Origin of the sequence: Aeromonas sp. R7-2, from assembly GCF_040908105.1 — a bacterium.
Taxonomy (GTDB): domain Bacteria; phylum Pseudomonadota; class Gammaproteobacteria; order Enterobacterales; family Aeromonadaceae; genus Aeromonas; species Aeromonas caviae.
On the sequence record NZ_JBFODC010000003.1, the window covers coordinates 146,106 to 158,062 of the forward strand.

General features: G+C 64.1%; 14 protein-coding genes. 5 read left to right on the forward strand and 9 right to left on the reverse strand.

The window, feature by feature from the left end; translation table 11 throughout:
• Nucleotides 1–71 precede the first annotated feature (71 nt).
• Together waaA and waaF are read right to left on the reverse strand one after the other, a co-directional pair.
• On the reverse strand, nucleotides 72–1,340 hold the full coding sequence (gene waaA, locus AB5Y47_RS00680; RefSeq protein ID WP_368219601.1) for a lipid IV(A) 3-deoxy-D-manno-octulosonic acid transferase: 1,269 nt from the start codon (nucleotides 1,338–1,340) through the stop codon (nucleotides 72–74).
• Between the two features lies 1 nt (nucleotide 1,341).
• Entirely contained in the window at nucleotides 1,342–2,439 is a 1,098-nt protein-coding gene (waaF, locus tag AB5Y47_RS00685; RefSeq protein ID WP_124244394.1) for a lipopolysaccharide heptosyltransferase II, read from the reverse strand.
• Nucleotides 2,440–2,778: 339 nt separating this feature from the next.
• Here waaF and AB5Y47_RS00690 point away from each other — a divergent pair, with 339 nt between their 5' ends.
• On the forward strand, nucleotides 2,779–3,555 hold the full coding sequence (locus AB5Y47_RS00690; protein ID WP_010676108.1) for a glycosyltransferase family 2 protein: 777 nt from the start codon (nucleotides 2,779–2,781) through the stop codon (nucleotides 3,553–3,555).
• Nucleotides 3,556–3,894: 339 nt separating this feature from the next.
• Here the strand turns inward: AB5Y47_RS00690 and AB5Y47_RS00695 are convergent, their stop codons facing one another.
• Nucleotides 3,895–4,938, reverse strand: coding sequence for a glycosyltransferase family 9 protein (locus AB5Y47_RS00695; protein WP_010676109.1), 1,044 nt, complete (start codon nucleotides 4,936–4,938; stop codon nucleotides 3,895–3,897).
• Nucleotides 4,939–5,159: 221 nt separating this feature from the next.
• Between AB5Y47_RS00695 and coaD the strand changes: the two genes are divergently transcribed.
• Complete coding sequence (gene coaD / locus AB5Y47_RS00700) at nucleotides 5,160–5,642, forward strand: pantetheine-phosphate adenylyltransferase (protein WP_010676110.1); 483 nt, start codon at nucleotides 5,160–5,162, stop codon at nucleotides 5,640–5,642.
• A 74-nt stretch (nucleotides 5,643–5,716) separates the two neighbouring features.
• Here the strand turns inward: coaD and AB5Y47_RS00705 are convergent, their stop codons facing one another.
• From AB5Y47_RS00705 to radC, 6 genes are all read right to left on the reverse strand, one after another.
• On the reverse strand, nucleotides 5,717–6,589 hold the full coding sequence (locus AB5Y47_RS00705; RefSeq protein ID WP_042879078.1) for a VirK/YbjX family protein: 873 nt from the start codon (nucleotides 6,587–6,589) through the stop codon (nucleotides 5,717–5,719).
• Between the two features lie 176 nt (nucleotides 6,590–6,765).
• On the reverse strand, nucleotides 6,766–7,578 hold the full coding sequence (gene mutM, locus AB5Y47_RS00710) for a bifunctional DNA-formamidopyrimidine glycosylase/DNA-(apurinic or apyrimidinic site) lyase (protein WP_368219602.1): 813 nt from the start codon (nucleotides 7,576–7,578) through the stop codon (nucleotides 6,766–6,768).
• A 14-nt stretch (nucleotides 7,579–7,592) separates the two neighbouring features.
• Nucleotides 7,593–8,048, reverse strand: coding sequence for a hypothetical protein (locus tag AB5Y47_RS00715; protein ID WP_041212007.1), 456 nt, complete (start codon nucleotides 8,046–8,048; stop codon nucleotides 7,593–7,595).
• A 90-nt stretch (nucleotides 8,049–8,138) separates the two neighbouring features.
• On the reverse strand, nucleotides 8,139–8,306 hold the full coding sequence (rpmG, locus tag AB5Y47_RS00720) for a 50S ribosomal protein L33 (protein ID WP_005323752.1): 168 nt from the start codon (nucleotides 8,304–8,306) through the stop codon (nucleotides 8,139–8,141).
• An 11-nt stretch (nucleotides 8,307–8,317) separates the two neighbouring features.
• Entirely contained in the window at nucleotides 8,318–8,554 is a 237-nt protein-coding gene (gene rpmB, locus AB5Y47_RS00725) for a 50S ribosomal protein L28 (RefSeq protein WP_005307492.1), read from the reverse strand.
• A gap of 136 nt (nucleotides 8,555–8,690) precedes the next feature.
• Nucleotides 8,691–9,365 carry a DNA repair protein RadC gene (gene radC / locus AB5Y47_RS00730; protein WP_039040991.1) on the reverse strand — a complete coding sequence of 225 codons (675 nt, stop codon included), beginning with the start codon at nucleotides 9,363–9,365 and terminating at the stop codon, nucleotides 8,691–8,693.
• A 147-nt stretch (nucleotides 9,366–9,512) separates the two neighbouring features.
• On the opposite strand from radC, the gene coaBC reads away from it, so the two are divergent.
• The 3 genes from coaBC to slmA all read left to right on the forward strand — a co-directional run bounded on the left by coaBC (nucleotide 9,513) and on the right by slmA (nucleotide 11,917).
• The gene (coaBC, locus tag AB5Y47_RS00735; protein ID WP_042879081.1) at nucleotides 9,513–10,715 is read left to right on the forward strand and encodes a bifunctional phosphopantothenoylcysteine decarboxylase/phosphopantothenate--cysteine ligase CoaBC; all 1,203 of its coding nucleotides are present in this window, start codon (nucleotides 9,513–9,515) and stop codon (nucleotides 10,713–10,715) included.
• Between the two features lie 76 nt (nucleotides 10,716–10,791).
• Nucleotides 10,792–11,250 carry a dUTP diphosphatase gene (gene dut / locus AB5Y47_RS00740; protein ID WP_069652422.1) on the forward strand — a complete coding sequence of 153 codons (459 nt, stop codon included), beginning with the start codon at nucleotides 10,792–10,794 and terminating at the stop codon, nucleotides 11,248–11,250.
• A gap of 70 nt (nucleotides 11,251–11,320) precedes the next feature.
• The gene (gene slmA / locus AB5Y47_RS00745) at nucleotides 11,321–11,917 is read left to right on the forward strand and encodes a nucleoid occlusion factor SlmA (RefSeq protein WP_010676117.1); all 597 of its coding nucleotides are present in this window, start codon (nucleotides 11,321–11,323) and stop codon (nucleotides 11,915–11,917) included.
• Nucleotides 11,918–11,957 lie beyond the last annotated feature (40 nt).

The following is an 11,957-nucleotide window of genomic DNA, read 5'->3' on the forward strand; positions in this document are numbered from 1 at the left end:
GGAAAGGGACGCGGATTGTCTCCCGGGGTTTGGCAGACATGCTGGCGGGGCGGCCACCACGCCGCCCCGCCTCAGTCGTCACTTTCCAGGCTAGCGAGGCAATGGGAGAGGGTGCGCGCCAGCGCCCCCTGGTTGCGCAGCACCACGGCGCGGGCCTGCTCCCCCATCTCGCGGCGGGCAGGGGCATCGCCGAGCAGGGTGCTCACCCGGTGGCCGAGCGCCTCGGCGTCCGCCACCACGGCCGCGCCCCCCTGGGCCACCAGCTGGCGGGTGATGTCGCTGAAGTTGAAATAGACGGGGCCGGTCAGGCAGGGTTTGCCCAGCGCCGCCGGTTCCAGCAGGTTGTGACCGCCCACGGGCACCAGGCTGCCACCGACAAAGGCGAGATCCGCCGCCGCCAGCATCAGCGGCAGCTCGCCCATGGTGTCACCCAGGTAGATCTTGTCGCTCTCGCCGACCGCACTACCCGCCGTACGCCGCACGCAACCGTAGGGGGCGCACAGCTCGGCCACCCGATCGAAACGCTCGGGATGGCGCGGCACCAGGATCAGCAGGGCGGAGGGATGGGCCTTGAGCACCCGATCGAAGGCGGCCAGCACCTGCTCGTCTTCCCCCTGGTGGGTGCTGGCGGCGATCCAGACAGGTCGTGCCTCCCCCAGTTGCTGGCGCAGGGCACGGCCCCTGGCCTGCACCTCGTCGCCAAACTGGATGTCGAACTTGATGGATCCGGTCACCGCCAGCCGGTTGCGCGCTATGCCCAGCCGATGGAAGCGATCCGCATCGTCCTGATGCTGGCACAGCAGGTGGGTCAGCGGGCGGCTCAGGGCATCGAAGGCACCCTGGAAGCGACCATAGCGCTGACAGGATCGCTCCGAGAGGCGGGCATTAAGGATGGTCACTGGCAGGTGGCGTGCCTCGCAGGCCGCCAGCCAGTTCGGCCACAGCTCTGTCTCCATCACCCAGAGGGCGCGGGGCTTGACAGTGCTCAGAAACGCCGAGACGGCCCAGGGATAGTCGAGAGGCGCATAGCGGTGCACCACCAGCTCCCCGAGCTTGGCCGCCTGTTCGGCGCCGGTGCGGGTGGTGGTGGTGAGCAGGATGGGCAGCTCGGGGCGCTCGGCCTTGAGGGCGCGGATGAAGGGGGTGATGGCCAGTGTCTCCCCCACGCTCACCGCATGGATCCAGAGGGGAGCCTCCTGTCCGGTCGGCGGCAATCGTCCCAGATGCTCGGCCCAGCGCGCCCCGAAGCCGGGCTTGCCTTTTTTGGGCTTGTAGAGCGCCAGCAGCGCCAGGGGCAACCCCAGGTGGATCAGCAGGTTGTAGAGCAACCGGTAGATCATGCTAGCTATTACCTGGTTCAGCAGCAGAGGATTCCACCGGATGCTGCACTATGGTCAGATCTGCCGTTTCACCACGCTCCAGCCGATTTCCCGCCTCGATGACCTGTTCCGGCATCAGCTCGATCAGGCACTTGAGGTGGCCGAACTTGCAGGTGCGCTTGAAGCAGGGGCGGCACTCGATGTCGGTGTGGACGATCTCGACCCTGTCCGCCAGCGGTGGGGTATAGAGGGGCGAGGTGGAGCCATAGACGCCGATCAGCGGCCGGTTGAGGGCGGCCGCCACGTGCATCAGGCCCGAGTCGTTGGCAATGACCCGACCGGCCAGCGCCATCAGGTCGATCGCCTCGTGCAGGCTGGTCTTGCCCGCCAGCACGTGGCAGTTGGGGCGCGACAGGGGGTTGATCCGATCGCGGATGGTGTTGGCCACGTCCACGTCCTTGCCCGAACCGAAGATCCACACCTGCCATCCCTCGTCGAGGTGCTTTTGCGCCACCACGGCGTAGTGCCCTTCCGGCCAACGTTTGGCCGGGCCGAACTCGGCCCCCGGACAGAGCACCAGCACAGGGCGGGCACGATTCAGGCCGAGCCGCTCCAGCGCCTTGCCCTGGTTGATGAGATCCACGTGCAGGGAGGGATGGGGAATAGCGGGAATGTCGTCCCGACTCTTCATCTGCCCCTTGGGGTAGGCCAGAGCCACATAGCCTTCCACCATCAGCGGGAAGGCCTGCTTGTTGCTGCGCATGTCGTTGAGCAGACCGAAGCGGTGCTCCCCCTTCCAGCCGGTGCGCACCGGGATCCTGGCAAACCAGGGGATGAGGGCCGACTTCATGGAGTTGGGCTGGATGATGGCCTGATCGTACTGCTCGGCGGCCAACTGCTTGCCAAGGCGGCGGCGTGCCCCCAGCTTGAAGTCACCGTGGCCAAGCGGCATGGGGATGGCCTTGTCCACCTCGGGCATGCGCTCCAGCAGCGCCACGCACCAGGCCGGCGCCATCACATGGAGCTCGCTGCCCGGGTGGTTGCTCTTGAGCGCCTTGTAGAGGCTCTGGGACATCACCATGTCGCCGACCCAGGAGGGGCCGATCACCAATATCTTCATCGCGCGTCTTCTCTCGGGACTGGCCCGGCTGTTGATCATTACTGGGCAAGATTATGCCCCAAGAAAGGCCGAAGAAATAACAGAAGATACCCGTCTGCCCCCGCAAAACGCCTACCTGGCAGGATCTGCTCCCCCGCGCCCCCCTCCTGAGGCCCTCTTCCACCCGGACACGGCGTGCCCTGGGCCACCGACTGCCGGGTAGCAGAGATCCCCCTTCCCCCGCATTCAAAAGCGGGCCCACCGGGCCCTCGGGTCATGCCCCGCGCGGGGTTTTAGGCTAGAATGGGCGCCAATCCGAGCATGACCCGCCCGCCGGGCACCAACAAGAGTCCCTTGCCTGTGAAAAAACCGACCCTGGCGGCCGTCCTGATCGTCAAGAACGAAGCCGACAACCTCCGTGCCTGCCTCGCCTCCCTCGAAGGCCTGGCGGATGAAATCGTCATCCTGGACTCCGGCAGTCAGGATGACACCCCGGCCATCGCCGCCGAATTTGGCGCCCGCTTCTTCGTCAACACCACCTGGCCCGGTTTCGGCCGTCAGCGCCGCCTCGCCCAGTCCCATGTCCAGTCGGAATGGGTGCTGTGGCTGGACGCGGACGAGCGGCTCACCCCGGAACTCAGGGAAGCCATCCAGGGGGTCATGGCCAACCCGGCCAGCGACACCATCTACTCCATCCCGCGCCTCTCCTGGGTGTTCGGCCGCTTCATCCGCCACAGCGGCTGGTACCCGGATCGGGTGCTGCGCCTCTACCCCAAGGCGCTGACCGGCTACAACGAGGCGCTGGTACACGAGAAGGTGGAGGTGCGCGCCAACATGAAGATCGTCAACCTGCAGGGCGACCTCCTCCACTACACCTACCGGGATCTGGAACACTACCTGGTCAAATCCGCCGGCTACGCCCGCGCCTGGGCCGATCAGCGCACCGCCCGCGGCAAGAAGGGATCCCTCGGCCAGGGGCTGGTCCACGCCGTCGGCTGCTTCCTCAAGATGTACCTGCTCAAGGCCGGTTTCCTCGACGGCAAGCAGGGCCTGCTGCTGGCCATCCTCTCCGCCCACTCCACCTTCGTCAAATACGCCGATCTCTGGGTTCGCCAGCAGCCCCAGCAGCCGAAATAGGGCATCGCGCCTCAAACATCCCATTAATCACTCACCCCTTGTTCCAGCGGAACAAGGGGCAAACCCCATTGCCATGGAGCGGGCGCAGCCCTCGCGGGGCCGCTCACGGCGCAAACCTGGGCGCCACGGACGAAAACTGGCCGCTATAAGCCGAATGCATGAATATTGGCAACATGACCCGACTCCGGCTTATACCGACAGGTTTCCCCTGCCCGGAGCCCGGGCAGGCCCGTAAAGGGGCTGTCGGGAGCCACGCCCGGTCGGCCGGTCTGCCAGCAGGGCGCATCCCCATACAGACAGGGCCCCGCGGGGCCCTGTCTGTATGTTCTGTGTGCGCTCTCAGCGCTCGGCGCGCCAGAAGGGCGGCGCCCAGCGGGCGATCTCTGCCGCCATGGCCTTGGGATCGAGCTGGCTCATGTCCTCCGGGTGGTCGCTGTCTTCCGGCGGGCTGAAGGGCAGATGGCGCCCCTCGCCGTTGAGCGGCCGCCAGCGCAGCGGCGTCGCCGAACGGTGTGCCGGGAAGAAGCCGACCGTCGGCACGTCCATGGCCGCGGCGATGTGCAGGGGCCCCGTGCTGCCCGCCACGAACAGGGCGGCGTTGGCCATCACCTGGCAGAACTTCGGCAGCCCCTCGTCGGAGCGATAGATCCAGCCGTTGCCCCCATGGGCCAGTAGTTCGGCCGCCAACTGCTCCGCCTTCCCCTCCTCCCCCGGGCCTGCCGTCAGCACGCACTGCAACTCGGGACAGGCCTGGTTGAGCTTGATGATGAGGCGCGAGTACTGCTCGATGGAAAGGTTGTTGGCCGAGCCACCGCTGCCCGCATGCACCATCAGCCAGGGGCGGCTGGCGTCGAGCCTGAGACGGGCGGCGACCTGCTCGCGCACCTGCAGCAGGCTCTCGGGGTCAAAGCCGAGGTAGGGGCCTTGTGGCTCCACCACGGTCTGATGCTGATCGGCGAGGAAGCGGCGCACCAGATCCAGGTTGTATTCGTACTCCGGCTTCTGGGAGCGGGAGCGGCGCTGCACCAGGCGCTGGTTGTAGAGCACCTGGGCCAGCTTGGTGGCTGGTGCCAGCCGGTAGGGAATGTGCGCCTTCCACACCAGCTTGGCATTGCGGGTGTTGGAGAAGAGGCAGATGGAGGCATCGAAGGCGGCCGCCTTGATGCGCGCCAGCAGGGCGCGTTGCTGCTCCTTGTCGGCCCGGGCACCCGGATCCAGGATGATCTCGTCGATCCATGGGCAGAGGCGGGCCAAGGGCGCCGTGTAGGCGGGAACCAGGGCAGTCACATGACACTCCATGGAGCGCTTGAGCATGGCAAAGCTCGGCCACGCCAGCATGAAGTCACCAATCTTGTCATTGCGGACTACCAGAATACGTTTCATAAAAAATCCCTATGCTCCCTGTCACCAGCGAAGGAGGCTTGATGCGCGATGCGGGTATTCTTGCCTGATGCAGGGCGATTCTCAAGCGAAGACGCCACGGGGCCTTGATTTGTGCGACCCCGGCCGCCGATCAGCGCCAGAAATCCGCGCCATCCCGGTCGCGACAAACCGGCAACAGCCCCTATAATGCGACCAGTTTTCCGGTTTCAGGAATCAGCAGCATGACCAACAAGGTAATCTATCCCGGCACCTTCGACCCCATCACCAACGGCCATACCGATCTCATTGGCCGCGCCGCCAGACTGTTCGACGAGGTGGTGGTCGGGGTGGCCAACAGCCCGAGCAAACGGCCGCTGTTCGATCTCGAGGAGCGCGTTCAGCTGGCCCGGCAGGTGACGGCTCACCTGCCCAACGTCAAGGTGGTGGGCTTCTCCGGCCTGCTGGTGGATTTTGCCAGGGAGCAGCAGGCCAACGTGCTGATCCGCGGCCTGCGCGCCGTCTCCGACTTCGAATACGAGTTCCAGCTCGCCAACATGAACCGTCGCCTGATGCCCACCCTGGAGAGCGTCTTCCTCACCCCGGCGGAGGAGAACTCCTTCATCTCCTCCACCCTGGTGAAGGAGGTGGCGCTGCACGGAGGTGACATCCACCAGTTCGTCGACCCCCTGGTGGCTCAGGCCATTGCCGCCAGACAGCAGCGCTAATCCCCTCCCCTGATGGGCAGAAACGAACAAGGGCTACCCGCGGGTAGCCCTTGTTGCATCAACGCACTGCACGCCTAGCTGCGGGCAAACTGCTGGCGGATCGCCAGCTCCAGCTGATCGAGCCACTCGTAACGGCGCCGGTACATGGCCCGCTTCTTGGCGGCCACCTCCTCCAGCGGCTTGCGCACCACGGGTTGCAGCCGCACGAAGTTGGCGTCCTGATCGAGGGCGCCAAACTCCTGCCACAGCTCGTCGTAGTCCGCCTGCAGGCAGGCTTTCTTCTTCTTGCTGTACCGTCTTGCCTGGAAGATGTGGGCCTTCATGCGCACCGCACAGACCCGGTGGGCCCCCATGGCCCCGGCCAGCGCCATCACCAGCATCACCACCAGCGACTTGGGTCTCAGACCCTGACCCGCCCGGGTCAATGCCCGCACCTGCTCCTGGGGCTGCTCGACACAGGGCTCTGGCCCCTGCACCGACCCGATCACCAGGGCCAGCTCCTGTTCGTTGCCCGCCAGGGAGAAGGCACAGCTGTAGAGTCGCTCCCCCCGCGCGTTGACGATGGAGAGCGCCAGCTCCGCCTCCCGGCGGAAGGTGCCGTCGTGACGCAGCACGATGCGCCAGCCGCCATCGGGATAATGGCCCAGCACTATCCCCTCCCCCAGATAGAGCGGGTCGATGAGCTCGGGGTACAGGCCCAGCAGCAGGCGGTAGTGATCCTCCACCATCTTGACCCGCTGGTTCACCGTCGAGCAGGCGAAGCGATAGGGGCGCATCGGCTTGTCGAGCAGCTCGGGGTGGCGGGCGGGAAGCGCCCGCAGGGGGGCGCTCTGGAACAGCTCGAACACCCGGTTCAACTGCGCACGGTAGAGCAGACTGCGCAGCAAAAACTTGCCGCGATTGAAAGTCTTGCGGGCGCTGTCTTCGGGATAGAGGAAGCGGGCCATATCGTGGGCACAATAGTGCCCCTGCCGGGATAAATGTTCCCAGTCTATTGATTTAGCTGTCATTTTATTACCTCGCAGCCTGAACTGGCGAGATAGTAGTCATGGGCTGACGCCGCTTCAACAGACCGGAAATACTCTCTTACAACTTGGCCGATCCCGGCTCAAAAATCCCACTTTCAGCGTTGGCAGTGGGAGCAGAACACCGTGGTTCGCTGGCCCATCTTCACCTCGGTGAGCAGGGTGTGGCAGTGGAAACAGGGCTGGCCGCCACGGCCGTAAACCTGCAGCTGCTGCACGAAATAGCCCGGCTTGCCGTCGGCGCTGGTGAAATCCTTGAGGGTGGTGCCCCCCTGGCGAATGGCTTCGGCCAGCACCCGCTTGATCTCGCTCACCAGGGTGCCCAGCCGCTCGGCGCTGATGTTGCCCGCCGCCCGCCTGGGATGAATGCCGGCGGCATAGAGCGCCTCGTTGGCGTAGATGTTGCCCACCCCGACCACCACGTGGTTGTCCATCAGGAACTGCTTGATGGCGGTGCTGCGTCCCTTCGCCCGCTCCCGCAGGTAATCGGCATGGAAGGCATCGGTGAGGGGTTCCGGCCCCAGCTTGGCGAGCAGGGCATGGGCCTCGGCCGGTTCGCGGGTCCACAGCAGGGCACCAAAACGGCGCGGATCGTTGAGCCGCAGCAGCTTGCCGTTGGCCAGCTCGATATCCACGTGATCGTGCTTCTCGGCCGGGGTGCCGATGTCCAGCACCCGCAGGCTGCCGGACATCCCGAGATGGAGGATGGCGGTGCCGAAGTCGGTCTCCAGCAACAGGTATTTGGCGCGGCGGCTGACCCGGTGGATGACGAGATCCACCAGCTCCTGGATCTCGCCGGGCACGGGCCAGCGCAAGCGGCCGTCCCGCACCACCACGCGGGTCACCTTGATGCCGGTAAGCCAGGGGGAGATGCCCTGGCAGCTGACTTCGACTTCCGGTAATTCAGGCATGGGCGATCTCTCGTTCAGGGAATGGGGCGCATCAGGTCACGGTATTGCGCCTGACTCAAGCTGAGCCAGGTCGAGGAGGGCAGTAGGGCGGCAAACTTGCCGTCGTCCTGATAGAGCCCGACTTCCACAGGATCGCTCTGTCCGGCGATCCAGATCTTGAGGGTCACCGGGGTGCCGCGCACGGGCTCGCCGGGGGGCAGCAGCCAGCCTTGCCACGCCTCGATGCGGGCCGCCAGCTGGGTGCTGCCAAGCCCCAGATCCGGCGCGCTGCGCCAGCCCTGGCCGATACGCTCTATCTGCCAGCTCGGCCCCTGCCAGGTCAGCACCACGGCACTCTCCGGCAACAGCGGACGCGCGCGTTTGGCACTGTTCTCCTGCTGGGCCTGCTCCAGCCGGTGCAACAGGGTAATGACGATCAACACGACCACGATGATCACGTTGTTCCAGCCTTTGCGGCTCAGTTTGAACATGGCTAGCCTCCCTTCGAATCGGCAGTGTACTGAATTCCAGCCATAAAAAAACCCGGCACGAGGCCGGGTTTTTGCAGCGAAACCAAGTAATTACTTGATTTTGCCTTCTTTGTAGATCACATGCTGACGAATCACGGGATCAAATTTCTTGATCTCCATTTTTTCGGGCATGGTGCGCTTGTTCTTGGTAGTGGTATAGAAGTGACCAGTACCGGCGCTGGAGTTCAGGCGAATCTTATCGCGAATACCTTTAGCCATGATCTAATTCCTTATACCTTAACGCCGCTGGCACGCAGTTCAGCCAGAACCACTTCAACGCCGCGCTTGTCGATGATACGCATGCCTTTTGCGGATACGCGCAGGCTCACGAAGCGTTTTTCACTCTCAACCCAGAAACGGTGAGTGTGCAGGTTCGGCAGGAAACGACGCTTGGTAGCGTTGTTAGCGTGCGAACGGTTGTTACCAACTGCCGGGCGCTTGCCGGTTACTTGGCATACTCTAGACATGTCAGTCTCTCCAAATCTTACTTCATTGCTCGAGCAAATATCTGCCCCGCTGGCCTTCGATTGCGGGGCAAACAGAAGGCGGCATTTTATACAGCATCCGTGATCAAAGATCAACTAATACAGTGCCAGAGCCCAGTCACAACCAACCACGCTCTGCGAAAGAAACCGTGATGCCATCACCGATCACCAGGTGATCAAGCACTCTGATATCGACCAGGGCCAGGGCGGCCAGGATCCGATCCGTGATCTGGCGGTCCGCCCGACTGGGCTCGGCCACGCCGGACGGGTGATTATGCGCCAGAATCACGGCGGCTGCATTATGTTTGAGCGCGATCTGCACGATTTCTCTGGGCCAGACGCTCGCCGAGTCGAGGGTGCCGTAAAAAAGTTCGACAAACCGGATGACCCTGTGCTGGTTGTCGAGCAGCAGCAGGGCGAACACCTCCCGCCCCCGATCCCGCAACTGGGCTTGCAGAAAGTCACGGGTGAGCCCTGGCGAGGTGAGCGCCTCTCCCCGTTGCAACTGTTCGGCCAGATGGCGCCGCCCCATCTCCAGCACCGCCTGCAACTGGGCATACTTGGCAGGTCCCAGCCCGTGAGCGCCACAAAAATCCTGCTGCTCGGCCCCCAGCAGTGCCCGCAGGGAACCAAACTGCTGCAACAACTGGCGGGAGAGATCCACCGCACTCAACCCGCTGACCCCGGTGCGCAGGAAGATGGCCAGCAGTTCGGCATCGGAGAGCGTCGCCGCCCCTCGGCGCAGCAGCTTTTCCCTCGGGCGCTCCTCTTCCGGCCACTCCTTGATGCTCATTTGTCTCTCCCTCATGGCTATTGAGAGAAAACATAGCAAAGAATCCCGCGAGCCCGACCACAACTCCCCCATGTCAGCCTCTGTCGCCACCCATTGCCTGTGCTATCTTAGCCGACCAGTCAGAGTGAGCCGGAAGAGAAGCAGCAGATGAGATTGGCCGATAAACGCATCCTGTTGGGTGTCAGTGGCGGGATCGCCGCCTACAAGAGTGCCGAACTGGTACGTCGCCTGAAAGATCAGGGGGCCGAGGTGCGAGTGGTGATGACCCGCTCCGCCAAGGAGTTCATCACCCCGCTGACCCTGCAAGCCGTCTCAGGCCACCCGGTGGCCGACAGTCTGCTGGACCCGGCTGCCGAGGCGGGCATGGGCCACATCGAACTGGCCAAGTGGGCCGATCTGGTGCTGATCGCCCCCGCCAGCGCCAACCTGATGGCCCGCATGGCCGCCGGCATGGCGGACGAGCTGCTCACCACCCTCTGCCTTGCCACCCCGGCGACTGTCGCCCTGGCGCCAGCCATGAACCAGCAGATGTACCGCAACGCCGCCACCCAGGCCAACCTTCAGACCCTCGCCGAGCGCGGCATTCAGCTGTGGGGGCCGGATTCCGGCAGCCAGGCCTGCGGCGATGTGGGCCCGGGCCGGATGCTGGATCCCCTGGAACTGGTGGAACGCTGCTGCCAGCAGCTCGCCGCCGAACCGCTCCTGGCAGGCGTCAGGCTGCTGCTCACAGCCGGGCCGACCCGCGAGGCGCTGGATCCGGTGCGCTATATCAGCAACCACAGCTCCGGCAAGATGGGCTACGCCATCGCCCGCGCCGCGCGCGAAGCGGGCGCGGAGGTGACCCTGGTGAGCGGCCCGGTGGCACTGGCCACCCCGGCCGGCGTTACCCGCATCGATGTGGAGAGTGCCCTGCAGATGCACGAAGCAGTGATGAGCCGGGTCGGTGAGTGCGACCTCTTTATCGGCTGCGCTGCCGTCGCCGACTACCGTCCCGCCCAGGTGGCCGAGCAAAAGATCAAGAAGACCGGCGACAACGACCAGATGCAGCTGACCCTGGTCAAAAACCCCGACATCATCGCCGATGTGGGGGCGTTGTCAGACAAACCCTTCACCGTCGGATTTGCCGCCGAAACCGTGGATGTGGAACAATACGCCCTCGACAAACTTCGACGTAAGCGGCTGGACATGATCGCAGCCAACGATGTGTCCCGTGCAGGCCAGGGTTTCAATGCCGATGACAACGCCCTGACCGTCTTCTGGCAAGGGGGTCAAGCCGCCCTGCCCCTGGCCGATAAGCTGACGCTCGCCCGTCATCTTGTCGCCCTGATTGCACGCCATTATCGACCCTGAGCCCATTGAACATGCCGGGAGCCCCAGGCTCCTGCAGTACCACCCGATCGCCAGGCGATCCAATTGAAAAAGATTCATGACGACACAAATTGAACTGAAAATCCTGGATGCCCGCATCGGCACCGACTTCCCGCTGCCCGCTTACGCCACACCGGGCTCCGCTGGCATGGACTTGCGCGCCCTGCTGGATGCCCCGCTGACCCTGGCCCCGGGCGACACCACGCTGGTGCCAACCGGGCTGGCCATTCACATCCAGGATCCGAGTCTGTGCGCCACCATCCTGCCCCGCTCCGGCCTCGGCCATAAGCACGGCATCGTGCTGGGCAACCTGGTCGGCCTCATCGACTCCGACTATCAGGGTCAGTTGATGGTCTCGGTCTGGAACCGTGGCAACGACAGCTTCACCATGCAGCCTGGCGAGCGCATCGCCCAGCTGGTGATCCTGCCGGTGGTACAGGCTAGCTTCCAGCTGGTCGACGAATTCAATCAGAGTGAACGGGGTGAAGGCGGGTTTGGTTCTTCTGGTCGCCAATAACAAGACCACACGGCCCCCTGGGGCACGTGCCAAATAATAGAATCAAGCCATTGTTTTTTTAGGGGAATCCATGGCAAGCAGTAACCAGAAACAGAGTCGGCGCGATCAGATCCTGCAGGCACTCGCCCACATGCTGGAAACCAGCCCGGGCCAGCGCATCACCACGGCACGCCTCGCGGCCGAGGTGGGCGTGTCCGAGGCGGCCCTCTACCGGCATTTTCCCAGCAAGGCGAGGATGTTCGAGGGGCTGATCGACTTTATCGAGGATTCCCTGCTGTCACGGGTCAACCTGATCATGGCCGAAGAGAAGGACACCATGGCCCGCTGCCATCACATACTGCAGCTGCTGCTGGTGTTCGCCGAGCGCAACCCCGGCATCACCCGCATTCTCAATGGCGATGCCCTGCTGGGCGAACACGATCGGCTGCGGGATCGCATCAGCATTCTGTTCGACAAGCTGGAGACCCAGATCAAGCAGGTACTGCGCGAGAAACGGCTGCGGGAAGGCCAGGGCTTCCAGCTCGACGAGACCATGCTGGCCAACCTGCTGCTGGCCTATACCGAGGGCCGCATCAGCCAGTTCGTCCGCTCGGAGTTCAAAATCAAGCCCACCGCCGGGTTTGAAGATCAGTGGCAGTTTATCCGCAGCCAGCTGCTGCAAAGCTGAGCCAGCAGACCGCATCAACCAATGCACGTCCGCTCCGAGT